At 72.5% G+C, this 17,088-nt stretch carries 21 protein-coding genes; 12 read left to right on the top strand and 9 right to left on the bottom strand.

The annotated features are described in order from the left end of the window. Positions 1–40 precede the first annotated feature (40 nt). The 3 genes from ACWEF6_RS10995 to ACWEF6_RS10985 all read left to right on the top strand — a co-directional run bounded on the left by ACWEF6_RS10995 (position 41) and on the right by ACWEF6_RS10985 (position 3,026). Positions 41–1,294 (top strand): cytochrome P450, encoded by a 1,254-nt coding sequence (locus ACWEF6_RS10995; protein ID WP_449682752.1) that lies wholly within the window; start codon positions 41–43, stop codon positions 1,292–1,294. Further along, positions 1,294–2,187 (top strand): LysR family transcriptional regulator, encoded by an 894-nt coding sequence (locus ACWEF6_RS10990; protein WP_449682751.1) that lies wholly within the window; start codon positions 1,294–1,296, stop codon positions 2,185–2,187. The genes ACWEF6_RS10995 and ACWEF6_RS10990 overlap by 1 nt, the downstream gene beginning before the upstream one ends. 92 nt (positions 2,188–2,279) lie before the next feature. Beyond that, positions 2,280–3,026 carry an SDR family NAD(P)-dependent oxidoreductase gene (locus ACWEF6_RS10985; RefSeq protein ID WP_449682750.1) on the top strand — a complete coding sequence of 249 codons (747 nt, stop codon included), beginning with the start codon at positions 2,280–2,282 and terminating at the stop codon, positions 3,024–3,026. A gap of 16 nt (positions 3,027–3,042) precedes the next feature. Here the strand turns inward: ACWEF6_RS10985 and ACWEF6_RS10980 are convergent, their stop codons facing one another. Then, a complete protein-coding gene (locus tag ACWEF6_RS10980; protein WP_449682749.1) occupies positions 3,043–3,855 on the bottom strand; it encodes a carbon-nitrogen hydrolase family protein in 813 nt (270 codons plus the stop codon). Beyond that, positions 3,852–4,631: a DUF1295 domain-containing protein gene (locus ACWEF6_RS10975; protein ID WP_449682748.1), complete on the bottom strand. Its 780-nt coding sequence runs from the start codon at positions 4,629–4,631 to the stop codon at positions 3,852–3,854. Before ACWEF6_RS10975 ends, ACWEF6_RS10980 begins: the two co-directional genes overlap by 4 nt. Before the next feature lie 30 nt (positions 4,632–4,661). Here ACWEF6_RS10975 and ACWEF6_RS10970 point away from each other — a divergent pair, with 30 nt between their 5' ends. After that, the gene (locus ACWEF6_RS10970; protein ID WP_449682747.1) at positions 4,662–5,873 is read left to right on the top strand and encodes a threonine synthase; all 1,212 of its coding nucleotides are present in this window, start codon (positions 4,662–4,664) and stop codon (positions 5,871–5,873) included. Here ACWEF6_RS10970 and ACWEF6_RS10965 read toward each other — a convergent pair. Further along, complete coding sequence (locus tag ACWEF6_RS10965) at positions 5,870–6,223, bottom strand: arsenate reductase family protein (protein ID WP_449682746.1); 354 nt, start codon at positions 6,221–6,223, stop codon at positions 5,870–5,872. The genes ACWEF6_RS10970 and ACWEF6_RS10965 overlap by 4 nt on opposite strands. 53 nt (positions 6,224–6,276) lie before the next feature. Between ACWEF6_RS10965 and ACWEF6_RS10960 the strand changes: the two genes are divergently transcribed. Next, complete coding sequence (locus tag ACWEF6_RS10960; protein WP_449682745.1) at positions 6,277–6,870, top strand: TetR/AcrR family transcriptional regulator; 594 nt, start codon at positions 6,277–6,279, stop codon at positions 6,868–6,870. Next, positions 6,867–7,490, top strand: a complete 624-nt coding sequence (locus ACWEF6_RS10955; RefSeq protein ID WP_449682744.1) for an enoyl-CoA hydratase/isomerase family protein — start codon at positions 6,867–6,869, stop codon at positions 7,488–7,490. The genes ACWEF6_RS10960 and ACWEF6_RS10955 overlap by 4 nt, the downstream gene beginning before the upstream one ends. 351 nt (positions 7,491–7,841) lie before the next feature. On the opposite strand, the gene ACWEF6_RS10950 is transcribed toward ACWEF6_RS10955, so the two are convergent. Further along, on the bottom strand, positions 7,842–9,086 hold the full coding sequence (locus ACWEF6_RS10950; RefSeq protein WP_449682743.1) for an RNA polymerase sigma factor: 1,245 nt from the start codon (positions 9,084–9,086) through the stop codon (positions 7,842–7,844). 5 nt (positions 9,087–9,091) lie between these two features. Then, positions 9,092–9,442: a YciI family protein gene (locus tag ACWEF6_RS10945; protein ID WP_310974413.1), complete on the bottom strand. Its 351-nt coding sequence runs from the start codon at positions 9,440–9,442 to the stop codon at positions 9,092–9,094. Between the two features lie 105 nt (positions 9,443–9,547). On the opposite strand from ACWEF6_RS10945, the gene ACWEF6_RS10940 reads away from it, so the two are divergent. Genes ACWEF6_RS10940 through ACWEF6_RS10930 form a run of 3 tightly spaced genes read left to right on the top strand, consistent with a single transcriptional unit; the run spans position 9,548 to position 11,201 of the window. Then, positions 9,548–9,997 carry a hypothetical protein gene (locus ACWEF6_RS10940; RefSeq protein WP_449682742.1) on the top strand — a complete coding sequence of 150 codons (450 nt, stop codon included), beginning with the start codon at positions 9,548–9,550 and terminating at the stop codon, positions 9,995–9,997. Continuing rightward, the gene (locus ACWEF6_RS10935; protein ID WP_449682741.1) at positions 9,991–10,215 is read left to right on the top strand and encodes a helix-turn-helix transcriptional regulator; all 225 of its coding nucleotides are present in this window, start codon (positions 9,991–9,993) and stop codon (positions 10,213–10,215) included. Before ACWEF6_RS10940 ends, ACWEF6_RS10935 begins: the two co-directional genes overlap by 7 nt. Next, entirely contained in the window at positions 10,212–11,201 is a 990-nt protein-coding gene (locus ACWEF6_RS10930) for an NAD(P)-dependent alcohol dehydrogenase (protein ID WP_449682740.1), read from the top strand. Before ACWEF6_RS10935 ends, ACWEF6_RS10930 begins: the two co-directional genes overlap by 4 nt. A gap of 78 nt (positions 11,202–11,279) precedes the next feature. Here the strand turns inward: ACWEF6_RS10930 and ACWEF6_RS10925 are convergent, their stop codons facing one another. Both ACWEF6_RS10925 and ACWEF6_RS10920 read right to left on the bottom strand, forming a co-directional pair. Then, positions 11,280–12,095: an NAD(P)H-binding protein gene (locus ACWEF6_RS10925; RefSeq protein WP_449682739.1), complete on the bottom strand. Its 816-nt coding sequence runs from the start codon at positions 12,093–12,095 to the stop codon at positions 11,280–11,282. 56 nt (positions 12,096–12,151) lie between these two features. Next, positions 12,152–12,523, bottom strand: coding sequence for a YciI family protein (locus ACWEF6_RS10920; RefSeq protein WP_310974419.1), 372 nt, complete (start codon positions 12,521–12,523; stop codon positions 12,152–12,154). Positions 12,524–12,688: 165 nt separating this feature from the next. Here ACWEF6_RS10920 and ACWEF6_RS10915 point away from each other — a divergent pair, with 165 nt between their 5' ends. Both ACWEF6_RS10915 and ACWEF6_RS10910 read left to right on the top strand, forming a co-directional pair. Next, positions 12,689–13,771, top strand: coding sequence for an exo-alpha-sialidase (locus tag ACWEF6_RS10915; protein WP_449682738.1), 1,083 nt, complete (start codon positions 12,689–12,691; stop codon positions 13,769–13,771). Between the two features lie 3 nt (positions 13,772–13,774). After that, positions 13,775–14,059 carry a ubiquitin-like small modifier protein 1 gene (locus ACWEF6_RS10910; RefSeq protein ID WP_449682737.1) on the top strand — a complete coding sequence of 95 codons (285 nt, stop codon included), beginning with the start codon at positions 13,775–13,777 and terminating at the stop codon, positions 14,057–14,059. On the opposite strand, the gene ACWEF6_RS10905 is transcribed toward ACWEF6_RS10910, so the two are convergent. Continuing rightward, positions 14,034–15,413 (bottom strand): MFS transporter, encoded by a 1,380-nt coding sequence (locus tag ACWEF6_RS10905; protein WP_449682736.1) that lies wholly within the window; start codon positions 15,411–15,413, stop codon positions 14,034–14,036. The two genes, ACWEF6_RS10910 and ACWEF6_RS10905, sit on opposite strands and share 26 nt — an antisense overlap. Positions 15,414–15,437: 24 nt before the next feature. On the opposite strand from ACWEF6_RS10905, the gene ACWEF6_RS10900 reads away from it, so the two are divergent. Then, positions 15,438–15,869, top strand: coding sequence for a MerR family transcriptional regulator (locus ACWEF6_RS10900; protein WP_449682735.1), 432 nt, complete (start codon positions 15,438–15,440; stop codon positions 15,867–15,869). Between the two features lie 3 nt (positions 15,870–15,872). On the opposite strand, the gene ACWEF6_RS10895 is transcribed toward ACWEF6_RS10900, so the two are convergent. Then, a complete protein-coding gene (locus tag ACWEF6_RS10895) occupies positions 15,873–16,958 on the bottom strand; it encodes a serine hydrolase domain-containing protein (protein ID WP_449682734.1) in 1,086 nt (361 codons plus the stop codon). Positions 16,959–17,088: the final 130 nt, after the last annotated feature.

Genomic DNA, 17,088 nt, shown 5'->3' with positions numbered 1-17,088 from the left:
AGCCTCCCAAATTGTCGGTGCCCGCGGCTAGGGTCGGCCCGTGACGATCACCGATCCGGACACCTACGTGCGAGGGGTCCCGTATGACGAGCTGGCGCGGCTGCGGCGCGCCGGCCCGGTGGTGCGCGTCGACGACTTCTGGGCCGTGCTCGGGCACGCCGAGGTGCGGCGGGTGCTGCGCGACCCGGGAGTGTTCTCCTCGCAGCTGGGCGGGACGCAGATCCGGGACGCGGCCGACCTCGCGTACGTGCGCCGGATGATGCTGAACATGGACCCGCCGGAGCACGGCCGGCTGCGCGGGCTGCTCACCAAGGCGTTCACCCCGCGGGCGATCGCGAAGCTGACGTCGCAGATCGAGGCCTGGGCGCGGGACCTCGTCGACGCCGTCGCCTCCGACGGCCGGTGTGACTTCGCGCAGGTGGCGGCCGATCTCCCGCTGCTGACGCTGGCCGAGGTGTTCGGCGTGCCGGAGCAGGACCGGCGGCTGATGTACGACTGGAGCAACCGCGTGATCGGCTACCAGGACGCCGAGTACGCGGTGAGCTCGACGGTATCCGCAGCCGAGGTGAGCGAGCTGGCCCGGGCCGCGCTCGCCGTCCGGCCGTCGCCGGGGCCGGACGGGTCGATGCCCGACCCGCGGACGCGCGCGGGCATGCCGGATCTCTACGCGTACGCGAACGCTTTGGGCGAGTACAAGCGTGCCCACCCGGGTGACGACGTGATGAGCAACCTGATGCAGCACGTCGCGGACGACGGCGGCCGCGTCTCGCTCGCCGAGTTCGAGAACCTGTTCTGGCTCTTTTCCGTGGCGGGCAACGAAACCCTCCGCAACGGCCTGCCGGGCGGGCTGCTCGCGCTGCTCTCGCACCCCGCGCAATACCGCCGGCTGCTGGCCGACCGCTCGCTGCTGCCCTCGGCGGTCGAAGAGATGCTGCGGTGGTGGACGCCGGTCATGCACTTCCGGCGCACGGCCGTCACCGGCGTCCGGTTGTCCGATGTGGACATTGCCGCCGGGGACAAGGTGGTGGTCTGGTTCTCGGCGGCCAACCGGGATCCCGCGGTGTTCCCGGAGCCGGACACGTTCGACATCGGCCGGACCCCGAACGACCACCTGACCTTCGGCCACGGCCCGCACTTCTGCCTCGGCGCGCACCTCGCGCGGGTGCAGCTGCGGGCGATGTTCGACGCGGTGCTCGACCGGCTCGGCCAGGTTTCCCTGGCGGGCGACCCGGTGCGGCTGCGCTCGAACTTCCAGAACGGCCTCAAGTCGCTGCCGATCCGGTGGGCCGTCTGATGGAGATCCGGGAGCTGCGGGCGTTCGTCGCGGTCGTCGAGGCGGGCGCGATGTCGAAGGCGGCCCGGCAGCTGCACGTGAGCCAGCCGGCGCTGTCCCAGACGATCACGGCCCTCGAACGGCGGCTCGGCGTCCGGCTGCTGGTGCGCACCAGCACCGGCGTGCAGGTCACCGACGCCGGGACGACGCTGCTCGGCGAGGCCCGCGCGGTGCTGGCGCGCCACGACCAGGCGCTGGCCGCGATGGCCCGGCACACCGCGGACGGCGGCGGCGTGCTGCGCGTCGGCGTCCCGCTGGAACTGCCGCCGGAGCTGCTGCCGGCGGCGCTCGCGCGGCTGCCGGACACGCGGGTGCAGGCGCGGCACCTGTCGTCGGTGGCGCAGGTGGCGGCGCTGCGGGCCGGCGAGCTGGACGTCGGGCTGGTCCGCGAGCGTCCGCCCGGGCCCGATCTGGACGCGACGCTCGTGGTGACCGAGGACGTCGGTGTCCTGCTGGCCACCGAGGTCGCCGAGAAGCTGGGTTCACCGGTCCGGCTGGAGGACCTGGCCGGGCTGGAGTGGTTCGCCTTCCCGCGTGCGGGCAGCCCGGCCTGGTACGACGAGCTGGCCGCGATCCTGCGCAGTCACGGCCTCGACGTCGGGCCGGAGGTGCCGGAGGAGCAGCGGCTGATCGTCGAATTGAAGATCCCGGCGGTCAGCGCGGGCGGGGCGTACGCGTTCGCGCCGCCCGAGTGGCCCTACCCGCTGCCGGACACGGTCCGGTGGGTGCCGCTGGCCGGCACGCCGATCGTCCGGCGGACCTGGGCCGTGTGGCCGGCGGCGTCGCGACGGCGGGACGTCGCCGAGTTCGTCGCGGCGCTGGAAGACCATCGGCGGAACGGATCGGAGGTATAAGGAGGGCCGAACACGCAGCCGGAAGTCCTTCCGGGTGGTCTCGCTTGAACTCTGCGACCGGGGAAACACCCGGGTTGCGGAGGAGCTGAACGATGACTGCAGAACTGTCCGGGTCGGCGGCACTGGTGACCGGCGCCACGAGCGGCATCGGCCGCGCGACGGCGGCGGCGCTGGCCGGGCTCGGCGCGCACGTGGTGCTGTCCGGCCGGGACGCCGGGCGCGGCGCCGAGGCCGTCGAGACCATCCGCGCGGCGGGCGGGAAGGCCGACTTCGTCGCGGCCGACCTCGTCGACGCCGCGTCGGCGCGGGCGCTGGCGGACCGGGCGCGGGAGCTGGCCGGGCCGATCGACGTGCTGGTCAACAACGCCGGGATCTTCCCGACCGGACCGACCGGAACCTTCGCGGAGGCGGACTTCGACGCGGTCTTCACGACGAACGTGAAGGTGCCGTTCTTCCTCGTCGCCGCGCTGGGGCCGGAGATGGCGGCACGCGGCCACGGCGCGATCGTGAACGTGTCCACGATGGTCGCGGTGCGCGGCATGGCGGGCATGGCGGTGTACGGCGCGTCGAAGTCGGCGATCGAGCTGATGACGAAGGCGTGGGCGGCGGAGTTCGGGCCGTCGGGCGTGCGCGTCAACGCGGTCAGCCCGGGCCCGACCCGCACCGAAGGAACGGCGGTCTTCGGCGACGGCCTGGACGAGCTGGCGGCCGCGGGCCCGGCCGGGCGCGTGGCGTCCCCGGAGGAGATCGCGGCGGCGATCGCGTTCCTGGCAGCGGGCGATGCGAGCTTCGTCCAGGGCGCGATCCTCCCGGTGGACGGCGGCCGGCTGGCGGTGTGAGTCCGGCGGGGCGGCGTCACCTCAGGAAGGTGACGCCGTCCTGGGGTCGCTCGTCCACCGTCAGCGAGAAGACGTCCGGCCGCGCGTAGTGGCCCGACACGTCGAGGCTGTGCCGCGCGGCCACGATCTCGGCCAGGTCGATCTCCGCCGTGATCAGGCCTTCGGTGCCGCGCAACGGGCCCGCCAGCACGTCCCCCAGCGGGCCGACGATCACGCTGCCGCCGCGGAACGGGTCGTCGCCCGTGGTTTCGTACGGGCACGCCGAAACCACGAAACACCGGCCCTCGTCGGCGATGTGGCGCATCGACGCCTGCCAGACGTCGCGATCGTCCGCCGTCGGGGCGCACCAGATGTCGACGCCCTTCGCGTACATCGCGGCCCGCAGCAGGGGCATGTGGTTCTCCCAGCAGATCGCCGCGCCGGCGCGGCCGGCCGCCGTCGGGACGACCGGGAGCATCGAGCCGTCGCCGCGGCCCCAGACCAGGCGTTCGCGGGCGGTCGGGACCAGCTTGCGGTGCCGGGCCACCAGGCCGAGTGCCGGGTCGAGGAAAACGACCGTGCTGTACAGCGTCGAGCCGCCGCGCTCGATGACGCCCACGACCAGGCTCGCGCCGGTCCGCGCCGCGAGCCCGGCCAGCTCGGCGACTTCGGGGCCGGGCACCGTCACGGCCGCGTGGAAGTACTCCACGAACGGCGTCCGGCCCGGATAGCCGCCGAGCACGGCCTCGGGCAGTACGACCAGGTCGGCGCCCCGGATCTCGTCCTCGAACGCCAGGACCCGCTCGAGCGGGACGCCGGTCGCGATCTGCAGCGCGGCGACGACCGTCATCCGCGGACCGGCCACGGGACCACGGCCGACGTCCGCCGCTGGTAGTCGGCGTATTCGGGGTACCGCGACTTCGTGATGCTCTCGGTGAACCGCGTCGAGCCCACGAACAGCAGCGTCAGCAGGACCGCACCGAGGACTGTCCACTGCAGACCGCCGGCGACGACGCCGAACGCGGCGATCGCCCACCACTGCGCCTGCTCGAAGAAGAAGTTCGGGTGCCGCGAGTAGCGGAACAGCCCGGCCTGCAGGAACCGCGTCGGCGCCCGCCCGGCGTGCTTCTCGCGGTGGAACGCCCACTGCTGCTGGTCGGCGACCGTCTCCCCGACCAGGAAGGCGGCGAAGATCAGCGCGACGACGACGTCCGCGACCCCGAAGCCGCCGGGGTGCTCCAGCGCGGTCAGCGCGGGGAGCGTGATCAGCAGCAGGATCACGTTCTGGTAGAGCGAGATGAAGAAGAAATTGAACAGCTGGAACTGCCACGACGCCATCCGCTCGCGCAGCACGGCCCACCGGTAGTCCTCACCGCCGGGCGCGTACCCGCCCTTGCGGGCGAAGTTGAAGGTCAGCCGCGCGCCCCACAGCGCGACCAGCGCGAACATCACGTCGAGCCGCGCGTCGGCGAACCCGGCGAAACCGGCGAAGATCCCCACGTAGGCCACCGGCACGATCGACCAGATCCGGTCGACCCAGGAGTATTCCCTGGTCAGCACAGAGGCCACCCAGGTACCGAGCGTCACCCCGGCGAAGACGTACAGGCACACCCGCAGCGCGTCCATGTGCTCACTTTAGGACCTAGGATCGGCGTTGTGCCGTACTCCTTCCTCAGCCACCTCGAGTGCTCGCGGACCGGCGACTGCCTGGACGCCGACGCCGTCCAGGGCCTGTCCCCGGCGGGCGCGCCGCTGCTCGCGCGCTACGACCTCGACGGGGTCCGCGAAGCCGTGACGCCGAAGGAGATCGCCGGGCGCGAGCCGACGCTGTGGCGCTACCACGAGGTGCTGCCGGTGCGCTCGGCCGAGCACGTCGTCAGCCTCGGCGAAGGCATGACGCCGTTGCTGCGCCTGCCGCGCTACGGCCGTGAGCTGGGGCTGTCACGCTTGTGGATGAAGGACGAAGGCCTGGTCCCGACCGGCACGTTCAAGGCGCGCGGCGCGGCGGTCGGCGTCTCGCGGGCGGCCGAGCTGGGGGTGCACGGGATCGCGATGCCGACGAACGGCAACGCCGGCGCGGCGTGGGCGTTGTACGCGGCGCGCGCGGGAATGTCGAGCCTGGTCGCGATGCCGGACGACGCCCCGGTGATCACCATGCGCGAGTGCGTCGCGGCGGGCGCCGAGCTGTACCGGGTGGACGGTCTCATCGGCGACGCGGGCAAGCTCGTCGCCGCGGCCGTCGGGCGGCGGCCCGGCGTGCAGGACGTCTCGACGCTGAAGGAGCCGTACCGCATCGAGGGCAAGAAGACGATGGGGTACGAGATCGCCGAGCAGTTCGGCTGGCGGTTGCCCGACGTCATCCTGTACCCCACCGGCGGCGGCGTCGGCATCATCGGGATCTACAAGGCACTGCTGGAAATGCGGGAGCTGGGCTGGGTTTCCGGGCCGCTGCCCCGGCTCGTCGCCGTCCAGGCCACCGGGTGCGCGCCGATCGTCACGGCGTTTTCGCGCGGTGAACGCGAAAGCACGCCGTTCCCGGACGCCCGCACGGTCGCCTTCGGCATCACGGTCCCCAAGGCGCTGGGCGACTTCCTGGTGCTCGACGCCGTGTACGCGACCGGCGGCACCGCGATCGCCGTCACCGACGAGGAGCTTCTCAAGGCGCAACGGGACCTGACGTCGTACGAAGGCACCTTCGTCTGCCCGGAGGGCGGAGCGTGCTTCGCCGCGCTGAGGCACCTACGCGAGTCGGGGTGGCTCGAGGGCGGCGAAGACGTCGTCGTGCTCAACACCGGCGCCGGGATCAAGTACCCGGAGACGGTGCCTCTGGACGTCCCGCTCCTGTCGACGACCGACGCGATTCCTTAAAGGACCGACCGCACGGTCTCGGGATCGCGGGCGACGACCGTCGTGCCGTCGTCGGCCGTGATGATCGGCCGCTGGATCAGCTTCGGGTGCGCGGCGAGCGCGTCGATCCACTTCGGCCGGTCCGCGGGCGTGCGGCCCCAGGTCTTGAGGCCGAGTTCCTTCGCGACGGGCTCGGCGGTGCGCGTGATGTCCCACGGCTCCAGGCCGAGGCGCTTCAGGACGGCTTCGAGCTCGGCGGCCGTCGGCGGGTCCTCGAGGTAGCGGCGCACGGTGTATTGGGCGCCGGCCTCGTCGAGCATCGACACGGCGGACCGGCACTTCGAGCAGGCCGGGTTGATCCAGATCTCCACGGCGGCAGCTTACCGCCCTGGTTTTGGAGCACGTGCTCTGTTAAAGTCTCGGCATGCCCCGCCCCCGCGTCCACGACCTCGACGCGCTGCTCGACGTCGCCGAGCGGCTCGTCGCCTCCTCGACGGAGGTGACGGTCCGTGGCCTGGCGGCGGCCGCGGGCGTCCCGAACGGGACGATTTACCACGCTTTCGGGTCGCTCAGTGCGGTGAAGGCTCAGGTCTGGCTACGCGCGGCCACGGCGTTCCTCGACCTGCAGACGTCCCGGGTGGATCAGGCTCCTTCGCCGGTGGAGGCGGTCGTCGCGGCCGCGGACACGCCGGCGGAGTTCGCGCTGCTGCGCCCCGACGGCGCGCGGATGCTGTTGTCGGTGCGCGGCGACCGGCTGTTCGGGCCGGAGCTGCCCGACGAGCTGGCGGAGGCCCTGCACGCGGTGGACAAGCGCCTGGTCGCGCTGCTGGTGCGGCTGGCCCGGCAGCTGTGGGACCGCGGGGACGGACGGGCCGTCGACGTGATCACGACGTGCGTCGTCGACCTGCCGACGGCGTTCTTCCGGCGTGACATCACCGATCAACTGGTGCGGGACAGGCTGGCCGCCGCGGTGCGGGCCGTGCTGACCGTGCCCCCTCGAGAAAAGGACCGACCGTGACCGTTTCCGTACTCGACCTGGGCGCCGACGAAAACCGGTTCTCGCCGGACTGGCTCCAGCGCATCCATTCCTATTTGGACGGTGTCGAAGGTCCTTTGGTGACGACCGGCAGCGGCAAGTTCTATTCGAACGGCCTGGACCTCGAATGGCTGACGGCGAACGGTGACCGGGCGGCGGAGTACGTCGCGGAGGTCCAAGAGCTGTTCGCGCGGGTCTTGACCCTGCCGGTGCCGACGGTGGCGGCGATCAACGGCCACGCGTTCGGCGCGGGCGCAATGCTGGCGATGGCCCACGACTTCCGCGTGATGCGCAGCGACCGGGGTTACTTCTGCTTCCCGGAGGCGGACATCAACATCCCGTTCACCCCGGGCATGGCGGCGCTGATCCAGGGAAAGCTGACCCCCGCGGCGGCCATCGCCTCGATGACGACGGCCCGACGCTTCGGCGGCTCGGCGGCGGCGGAGATCGGTTTGGTGGACGAGGTCGCGGCCGAGGGCGACGTGCTGAAGGTGGCCCAGGAGCGAGTGGAGGAACTGGCGGGCAAGGACCGCGGAACGCTGGGCGCAATCAAGGCAACGATGTTCGCCCCGGCCGTGGCGGCTCTGCGGACGGCGGGGTAGGCCTCCGGCCCCCGGTATCCAGCTTACCGGGGACCACCGACAGTTTCGGCCGACCGGCGGAGCAAGCCGCGGCGAGCTGCGGCTGGCGGCGGAGCGAGCGGCAACTCCCGCCATCCCGCGCCCTTTACTCTCCCACCGCCGCCAGCCGCCCCCGCAAGTGGACCCACGGCGGCGAGGCAAGCTGCGGCGGCGGGCCGAACGAGCTAGTGCGCCGCGGCGAAGCCGACCGCGGCGGCGCAAGCCGCGGAGCGGCGGAAGCCGAGCCGCGCGAAGCGAGCGGCAACGCAAGCCGCGGAGCGGCGGAAGCCGAGCCGCGCGAAGCGAGCGGCAACGCCCGCCACCCCGAGCCCCTTACCCCTCCACCTCCGCCAGCCGCCCCCGCAGATGGACCCGCTCCGGCTCCGTCCCCGCCAGCTCCAAAGCCTCCCGATACGCCGCAGCCGCCTCCTCGGCCCGCCCCAGCCGGCTCAGCAAATCCCCTCGCGCCGCCGGAAACGGGCTGTACCCCCGCAACCTCGGCTCCCCCGCCAGGCCCTCCAACAACGCCAGCCCTGCCTCCGGGCCGTCCCTCATCGCCACCGCCACCGCTCGGTTCAGGTCCACCACCGGCGACGGTGCCAGCCTGCCCAGCACGTCGTACAGCGCCACGATCTGCGGCCAGTCCGTGCTCGCCACGTCCGCCGCCTCGTCGTGGAGGGCCGCTATCGCCGCCTGGACTCCGTACCAGCCCGGCGGGCCTCCCGTCAGCGCCTTCTCCACCAGTTCCGTTCCCTCGGCGATCATCGAGCGGTCCCAGCGGGTGCGGTCCTGGTCGTCCAGCAACACGAGGTCGCCGTCCGGGCCCGTTCGGGCCTCCCGGCGGGCGTGGATCAGCACCATCAGCGCCAGCAGGCCCGTGACCTCCCGCTCCCCCGGCAGCAACCGCCGGAGGATGCGGGCCAGGCGGATGGCCTCCTCCGCCAGGTCGAGCCTCTGGAGGTCCGGGCCCGAACTGGCCGCGTAGCCCTCCGTGAAGATCGAGTACACCACCTGGAGCACGCCCGGCAGCCGGCTGGGCAGTTCGGGAGCGTCCGGGACGCGGAACGGGATCCGCAGCGTGCGGATCCGGTTCTTCGCCCGGACGATCCTCTTGCCCATCGTCGCGCTCGGCACCAGGAACGCGCGCGCCACCTCCGGGGTCGTCAGCCCAGCAAGGCAGCGCAACGTCAGCGCCGCCCGGTCCTCCGCCGGCAACGCCGGGTGCGCGCACGTGAAGAACAACTGGAGCCGCTCGTCCGGCAAGCCACCCGACGGCGAGGGCGGGGCGGGCGCCGTGCGCTCGGCCTCGACCTGCATCTCCGCGAGCCGGGCCGCGTAGGCCTGGTCGCGGCGCAGGCGGTCGACCGCCTTGCGCCTGGCCGTCGTCATCAGCCAGGCGCCCGGCTTCGGCGGCACGCCCTCGGCCGGCCAGTGCACCAGCGCCGCCTCGATCGCCTCCGACGTCACCTCCTCGGCGAGGTCGAGGTCGCCGAACCGGCGGGCGAGCGCGGCCAGCAGCAGCCCGCGCTCCTCCCGGAACACCGCCTCGAGGGTGAGCCGGGGCGCCTCGCCCGCCACCGCCGTCAGCCCTCGTAACCGGCGAGCGGCCGGACCACGATCGACCCGCCGTCGCGGGATCCCGGGCAGCGCGCCGCCCAGTCGAGCGCGACGTCGAGGTCCGGCACGTCGACGACGAAGTAGCCGCCGAGCACCTCGCGGGACTCGGCGAACGGGCCGTCGGTGACCAGCCGCTCGCCGCGTTCGTCGACCCGGACCGTGGCCGCCGTCGTGAAGTCGGCGACCGAATCGCCGCCCACGTGGACGCCGGCTTCCTTCAGGGACTTGTCGAACAGCATCCAGTCGTCCGGCGTGCTGCAGCCGGTGGGCGCGCCGTCGGCGTCGAGAGCGGCGTTGATCAGCATCAGGTACTTCACGGTTCCTCCTGTGGCTCGGTTGCCGTACGCCAGCACTACGAACGACGGCCGGCCCGTTGGACACCCCTGCGCCGGAATTTTCTCATGTCAAGAAACTTTGACACGATGTCTGATTTGTTTTACCTTGGCGAGGTGACCCACGAAGAGAAGAACGCCTGGATCCTCGGGATCGCCGCGGTGGTGAGCTACGCGGTGTACCTCGTGCTGGTCCTCGGCCGGGCCGGCGGGCGGCCGCTGACCGAGGTCCCGTACGTCGCGGCGCTGCTCTGGACGGTCGGCACGTCCATCGTCGCGACGATCGTGCTGAGCATCGTCGTCGCGATCGTGTCGAAGGACGGCGCGAAGGATCAGCGCGACGTCGAAATCGGCCGGCTGGGCGAGCACGTCGGCCACTCGTTCGTCGTCATCGGCGCCGTCGCCGCGCTGCTGCTGGCGATGGCCGAGGCGCCGCACTTCTGGATCGCCAACGTCATCTACCTGGCCTTCGTCCTGTCGGCGGTCCTCGGGTCGATCACCCGGATCTTCGCCTACCGGCGGGGTTTCCAGCCGTGGTGAAGCCGACCCGCGTCACGAACTCGCTGCGCGCCCTCCGGTTCGCGCACGGCCAGATGACCCAGGCCGAGCTCGCCACCCGGCTCGGGGTGACCCGCCAGACCGTCATCGCCATCGAGCAGGGCCGCTACTCGCCCTCACTCGAAATGGCGTTCCAGATCGCGCACGTGTTCGCAGTCCCGCTCGAAGAAGTGTTCCAGTACCCGGAGGAGTCGTCGTGAAAGCCATTGTCCAAGACCGCTACGGAAATCCCGGCGTTCTCGAACCGCGCGACATCGAAAGACCGGCGCCCGGGCTCGGCGAGGTCCTCGTGCGCGTGCACGCGGCCGGCGTCGACCCGGGCGTCTGGCACCTGACCACCGGGCAGCCGTACCTGGTGCGCCTGCTCGGTTTCGGTGTCCGCAGGCCGAAGAACCCGGTGCGCGGCCTCGACTTCGCGGGCACGATCGAGGAAACCGGGGACGGTGTCACGAAGTTCCGCCGCGGCGACGAGGTGTTCGGCGAGTGCGCTGGAGCGTTCGCCGAGTACGCCGTCGCGAAGGCCGATCGGGTCGCCGCGAAACCGGCCCGGCTCTCGTTCGAGCAGGCGGGGGCCGTCGCGATCTCCGGGTGCACCGCCCTGCAGGGCCTGCGTGACGCGGGCCGGGTCCGGCCGGGCCAGTCCGTCCTGGTGATCGGCGCCGCGGGCGGCGTCGGGTCGTTCGCGGTGCAGCTGGCCAAGACCTTCGGCGCCGAAGTCACCGCGGTGTGCAGCACCGGCAAGACGGACCTGGTCCGCGAACTCGGCGCCGACCACGTCGTCGACTACACGCGCGAAGACTTCACCGGCCGGCGGTACGACCTCGTGCTGGACACGGCGGGCGCGCGCCGGCTCACGCACCTGCGCCGGGCGCTGACGCCGCGCGGCACGCTGGTGCTCGTCGGCAGCGAGACCGGCGGGCGGTGGTTGGGCGGCACCCAGCGGCTCGCCGGCGCGGCGCTGCTGAGCCTGTTCGTGGGTCACCGGCTGCGCGGCCTCGTCTCCGCGGTCCGCGGCGCCGACCTCGAAGTCCTGCGCGAGACGATCGAAGCCGGCGGCCTCACGCCCGCACTGGATCGCACGTACCCGCTCGCCGACGCCGCGGCCGCGATCGACTACGTCCACAAGGGACACTCGGCGGGCAAGGTCGTGCTCACGCTCGGAAGCGGCGGTCCTGCAGCTTCTTGATCCGGTCGACGTGGGCGGGGTGCCCGGCCAGTCGACGGCGAGCACGGCGGACAGGTCGGGCCGGGCCCGATCACCGGGTCAGCGGAAGATGCCCGCGTGCGCCTCGGCCCACTCGTCGAACGTCCGCGCCGGCCGCCCGGTCATCTCGTGGACCGTCGGGTACACCGTCGCCTCGTCCAGTGTCCCGTCGACGTAGAAGTTCCAGAACGCGTCGACGTACTCGCGCGGCATGCCCGCTTCGAGCTCCACCCGCGTCTCGTCGTTCGACAGCTCGACGGTCCGCAGGTCCCGCCCCAGCACCGAGGCCAGCACCGCGACCTGCTCCGCCGGCCGCATCGCCACGGGCCCGGTCAGTTCGTGCACCAGCCCTTCGTGCCCGCCGGCCAGAGCGAGCGCCGCCACCGCCGCGATGTCCGCCGGGTCGATGCACGCCACCGGGACGTCGGGGAACTGGACGCGGACCGTGTCGCCCGCGCGCAGCTGCGGCAGCCAGCGCAGGGCGTTCGACATGAACGCGCGCGGCCGCAGGAACGTCCAGTCCAGGCCCGATTCCCGCGCCGCGCGCTCGGACAGCGTCATGTACCGGGAGACGGCGTTGTCCATGTCCTCCAACGCCGCCGAGCCGCCGGACAGCAGCACGATCCGCCGCACCCCGGCGTCGCGCAGCAGGCCGGAGATGTCCTCGTACCCGGACAGCAGGAAGACGCCCGCGACCCCCTTGAGCGCGTCCGTGAGGCTTCCGGGCGAATCGAGGTCGCCCACGGCGGCTTCGACCCCGTCCGGGAGGGTGACGTCCGGCCGGCGCACCAGCGCCCGGACCGGGGCGCCCGCCGCCGCGAGTGCCGAAACCACTTCCGCGCCGACGTTGCCGGTGGCGCCGGTGACCAGGAACATCCGCTCAACCCCCCGGAGTCGTTCGTCCCGGCCAGCCTAGCGCCACCGGACGGACGTCAGTCCTGCGTCGGCAGCTCGTCGAACTCGACGACCTGGCGGACCTCCACCTCGATGTCCTGGTCGAACAGCTCGACGTAGCGCTTGGCGAACTCGACGGCCTCCGCCCGGTCCGCCGCGTTGATCAGCGCGAACCCGCCGATGACCTCCTTGGCCTCGGCGAACGGCCCGTCGGTCACGCGGATCGCGGCGCCGCGCGGCTTGCGGACCAGCGAGCCCTTCTCCGTCGGGTGGACGCCCTCCGCGGTGATCAGGATGCCCTTCTCCGCCGCCTCCTGGATGAACCCGCCCATCTGCTCGATGAACTCCTGGCTCGGGTTCCAGCTCTTCGGGTCCTGCTCGTCGACCCGGTGCATCATGAGAAACCGCATGGTGTGCTCCCTGGTGTTCCGTCGGCCGGGGTCCGGTGCGTTCCCGGACGCGGTGACCGGCCTTCACCCCCGCGTCGAACGGCCGCGACCGGCGTTCGACATTTCCCCGGGGAGATTTTTCCGGCAGAGTACCTGTGACCTGCATCACCACGGAGAGGGAGTCCGATGTCCATCCTCCTCGCGATCGGTACCCGCAAAGGCCTGTGGCTGGCGACCAGCACGGACGACCGGGCCACCTGGGAGGTCACCGGCCCGCACCACCCGATGACCGAGGTGTACGCGGTCGGCATCGACACGCGACGCGGCACCCCGCGGCTGCTGGCCGGGGTCACCAGCGAGCACTACGGGCCGAGCGTGGCCACCAGCGACGACCTCGGCGCGACCTGGACCGAACCGGACCACGCGCCGATCGCGTTCCCCGCGGACACCGGCGAGTCCCTGGCCAGGGCGTGGCAGCTGGTGCCGGGCCCGGAGAGCGAGCCGGACGTCGTCTACGCCGGCACCGAGCCGTCCGCCCTCTTCCGCTCCGACGACGGTGGCCGCACCTACGCGCTCGTCCGGGGTCTCTGGGACCACCCGCACCGCGAGCACTGGACGCCCGGGGGCGGCGGGAAGGCCGTCCACACCGTCCTCCCGCACCCCACCGATCCCGGCCGCATCACGGTCGCGATGTCCACCGGCGGCGTCTACCGCACCGAGGACGGCGGCGAGTCCTGGGCGGCGAGCAACACCGGCATCAAGGCGGTCCACGTGCCCGACCCGTACCCCGAATACGGCCAGTGCGTGCACAAGGTCGCCCGGCACCCGGCCGCGCCGGACCGCCTGTTCGCGCAGGTCCACCACGGCGTCTACCGCAGCGACGACGCCGGGGCGACCTGGCAGTCCATCGTCGAGGGCCTGCCCAGCGACTTCGGCTTCCCGATGGTCGTGCACCCGGGCCGGCCCGAGGTGATCTACACGTTCCCGCTGGTCGCCGACGCGATGCGGTTCCCGCCCGAGGGCCACTGCCGGGTGTACCGCAGCGAGGACGCCGGGAAGTCGTGGGAAGCACTGGGGCCGGGCCTGCCGGACGGGTATTGGGCCGGCGTCATGCGGGACGCGATGTGCACCGACGACGCCGACCCGGCCGGGGTGTACTTCGGCTCGCGGACCGGCGACGTCTACGCCAGCCGCGACGACGGCGACAGCTGGCAGCTCGTCGTCGCACACCTGCCCGACGTGCTGAGCGTCCGCGCCGCGAGGGTGTGAACCGTGCGGATCACCGTGCTGCTGCCCGGCACGCTGCGGGAGAAGGCCGGCGGCGAGGCCCGGCTGGACGTCGAGGTCGCCGAACCGGCCACCCTGGGCGCCCTGCTCGACGCGCTCGCCGAACGGTACCCGGCACTGGAACGGCGGCTGCGCGACGAACAGGCGGGGCTGCGCCGGTACGTCAACTTCTACGTCGACGGCGAGGAGTGCCGCCGCCGCGACGGCACCGCGACCGTGCTGCGCGCGGACGCCGAGGTGCAGATCATCCCGTCGGTCGCGGGAGGCTGAGCTCGTCGAACAGCGCCGCCGCCCGGCCGGCCGTCGCGGCCGCCCGGCGTCCGGTGCTCAGCAGCGCCAGGACGACCAGACCGGCTCCGAGCCCGGCGACCAGCCACCACACGCCGTGCCCCGCGCTCGAGAGCGCGACGCCCAGGGTGGTCCCGGTCTGCCGTCCGGCGGAGGCCAGTGACGCGGCCACCCCGGCCATCGAACCCGGCATGCCGGAGACGGCGGTGTTGGTGATCGGCGGGTTCACCGTGCCGAGGAACACGCCGAACAGCAGGAAGGTCGCGAGCACGGCGGGCAGCGGCGTGGCCGGGCCGAGGAACGCCGAGACGACGCCGCCCACGGCGAGGGCGGCACCGGCGGCCACCAGCGGCCACCGCGGCCCGCGCGCGCCGACGAACCGTCCGGTCCGCGGGGACAGGACCAGGACCAGCACGCCGACCGGCAGCAGGCACAGGCCCGCCGTCAGCGGGGTCAGGCCCCGGACGTCCTGCAGGTACTGCGTCGTGACGAACAGGAAGGCGCCGAACCCGCACAGCGCGAAGAGGGCCATGACTATCGCCCCGCTGAAGGAGAGACTGCGGAACAGGCGCAGTTCGAGCAGCGGGTCGGCGCGGCGCGGTTCGTACGCGAGGATGCCTAGGACGCCGAGCCCGGCGAAGACCAGCAGGCCGACGCTCCACGGTGACGTCCAGCCCAGCCGCGGCGACTCGATCAGCGCGGAGACGACGCTGCCGAGCACCAGCAGCACGAGCACCTGCCCCACCGGGTCGAACCGGCGGGCCCGCGGCGCACGCGACTCGGGCACGAACAGCGTCGTCGCGACGAGCGCGGCGGCGATGATCGGGACGTTGACCCAGAAGACGGCCCGCCAGCCGAGGCCGTCGACGAGCGCACCGCCGAGGATCGGCCCGAGCGCGAGCGCCAGGCCCGACATCGAGCCGAACACGCCGATGGCCCGGACGCGTTCGGCCGGCGCGGGGAAGGTGGTGGCGACGATGGCCATCGCGACCGGGTTGAGCATGGTGCCGCCGGCGGCCTGCAGCGCACGGGCCGCGATCAGCCAGCCGATGCCCGGGGCCAGGCTGCACAGCAGCGACCCGAGGCCGAAGAGGGCGAGCCCCCACCGGAAGACGCGGCGGCGGCCGAACCGGTCGGCGGCGGACCCGGCGAGCACGAGGAAGGCCGCCAGCACGAGCGTGTAGGCGTCGACGGTCCATTGCAGGCCGGAGACGGAAGCACCCAGGTCACGGCGGATGGCGGGCAGGGCGACGGTGACGATGGAGATGTCCATCACCACGACGACGATGCTGGCGCAACAGATGGCGAGCACGAGCCCGGGACGGTTGGTGGTCATGCTTTCGACGCTAGGATTTAGAGCGTGCTCGAAGTCAACCCGATCCCCGCGGAGGGCCTGTCGATCGCGGACGCGGCCCGCCGGACCGGGGTCAGCGCCCACACGCTGCGCTACTACGAACGAGCGGGCCTGGTGGTGACCCAGGTCGACCGCACCAGCGGCGGCCGGCGCCGCTACCACAAGCTCGACCTGGACTGGATCAAGATCTGCACCAAGCTCCGCGCGACGGGCATGCCGATCAAGACGATCCGCCGGTACGCGGACCTGGTCGCCGCCGGCCGCGGCAACGAGCAGGAGCGCCTGGCCCTGCTGGAGGAACACCGCGCCGACGTGCTGGCGAGGCTGGCGGAGCTGGAGGAGAACCTCAAGCTGATCGACCGGAAGATCGGGGTGTACCGGGGCCGCCTGGAGGCGGGTGACGCGGACGGCCTCTGGGCGCCGGGCCGGCCGCGCTGACGCCTACCCCAGGCCGCTGTACGCCGCGCCGACCATGGTCATGCCGCGGCCGTCGCCGACGATGGCGTCGAGCATCTGGTTCATCGCGTAGGCGACGGTGAGGCCGGCGTCGAGGTCGTTGAACACCAGCGAACCGCCCATGCCGCCCCAGAAGCAGTTCCGGCCGCTGATGCCGTAGCCCAGGCCGTACCGCATCGGGACGCCGAAGCCGTAGTCGAGACCGTGGTACTGCTCCTCCAGCGCCCGCTCACACCCGGCCCGCGAGAGCAGCCGGACGCCGCCGACGGCTCCGCCGGCCGACAGGACCGACTGGACCCGGGCGACCGACCGGGCATTTCCGTAGCCGGCCCCCGACGGGATTTCCGCGCGCCGCCAGGCCGCGGTGTTCGTGTCCTCGGGCACGAACTCGGGATTCGGGGCGGCGTCGAAGAGTTCGGTGGGCGGCGGCACGGTCAGCCCGCCGGGCGGGGCGAGGGACGGCGCCACGCGGTGGTGGTGGCGCTCGGGCAGTCCGATGTGGAAATCGGCGCCCAGCGGCCCGGCGACTTCCGCGGCGAAGAACGCGCCGATCGTCTTCCCGGTGATCCGGCGGACGATCTCCCCGAGCAGGAACCCCTGCGTGAGCGCGTGATAGCAGCCGATTTCCCCGGGCGTCCACCGCGGTTTCTGCGCGGCCAGCAAGGCGGTGACTTTGCCCGGGTCGCCGAGATCTTCGAGCGTGATCGGCGTGTCCCAGACGGGCAGCCCCGCCGTGTGCGACAGAACGTGCCGCACGCGGACGTCCGCGGCGCCGAACTCCGGCCAGTACCGGACGAGCGGCGCGTCGAGGTCGAGCTCGCCGCGATCGGCGAGGATCAAGGCGCACAAGGCGATCATCGTCTTGGTCGTGGACCAGACGTTGGTGATCGTGTCTTCCTCCCAGGCCACGGTCCGGCCGGCGTCGGCGTACCCGCCCCACAGGTCGGCCACCAGCTCTCCGCGGAAAACGACCGCGACCGAAGCGCCGACGTCGTCCTTGGCCAACGACTCCGCGAGCGCGTCGCGCACCTCTCCGAACCGCTCGTCGCACGTTCCGTGCACCTGCACCATGGGACCGGACTCAACTCCGCCTTCCCCGGCCACGCCACCGAATTAAACCCGGCGAGTTCCCCACGAAAAGTCCTTTGTCAACTTGTAGTGCGCCACCCGGGTGCGCCGGTGCCACGATGAATGCTCCGGA

The organism is Amycolatopsis sp. NPDC004772 (assembly GCF_053601215.1).
The sequence above is the reverse complement of the archived record's forward strand: the minus strand, read 5'-3'. Positions and strand labels throughout refer to the sequence as shown.

Excerpts from the sequence above, each read along its gene's own strand:
- ACWEF6_RS10960 (WP_449682745.1), top strand. The coding sequence starts at position 6,277 with ATGCCCCGCCCCCGCGTCCACGACCTCGACGCGCTGCTCGACGTCGCC.
- ACWEF6_RS10990 (WP_449682751.1), top strand. The coding sequence starts at position 1,294 with ATGGAGATCCGGGAGCTGCGGGCGTTCGTCGCGGTCGTCGAGGCGGGC.
- ACWEF6_RS10920 (WP_310974419.1), bottom strand. The coding sequence starts at position 12,523 with ATGCGGTTTCTCATGATGCACCGGGTCGACGAGCAGGACCCGAAGAGC.
- ACWEF6_RS10915 (WP_449682738.1), top strand. The coding sequence starts at position 12,689 with ATGTCCATCCTCCTCGCGATCGGTACCCGCAAAGGCCTGTGGCTGGCG.
- ACWEF6_RS10905 (WP_449682736.1), bottom strand. The coding sequence starts at position 15,413 with ATGACCACCAACCGTCCCGGGCTCGTGCTCGCCATCTGTTGCGCCAGC.
- ACWEF6_RS10925 (WP_449682739.1), bottom strand. The coding sequence starts at position 12,095 with ATGTTCCTGGTCACCGGCGCCACCGGCAACGTCGGCGCGGAAGTGGTT.
- ACWEF6_RS10985 (WP_449682750.1), top strand. The coding sequence starts at position 2,280 with ATGACTGCAGAACTGTCCGGGTCGGCGGCACTGGTGACCGGCGCCACG.
- ACWEF6_RS10895 (WP_449682734.1), bottom strand. The coding sequence starts at position 16,958 with ATGGTGCAGGTGCACGGAACGTGCGACGAGCGGTTCGGAGAGGTGCGC.
- ACWEF6_RS10940 (WP_449682742.1), top strand. The coding sequence starts at position 9,548 with ATGTCTGATTTGTTTTACCTTGGCGAGGTGACCCACGAAGAGAAGAAC.
- ACWEF6_RS10980 (WP_449682749.1), bottom strand. The coding sequence starts at position 3,855 with ATGACGGTCGTCGCCGCGCTGCAGATCGCGACCGGCGTCCCGCTCGAG.
- ACWEF6_RS10975 (WP_449682748.1), bottom strand. The coding sequence starts at position 4,631 with ATGGACGCGCTGCGGGTGTGCCTGTACGTCTTCGCCGGGGTGACGCTC.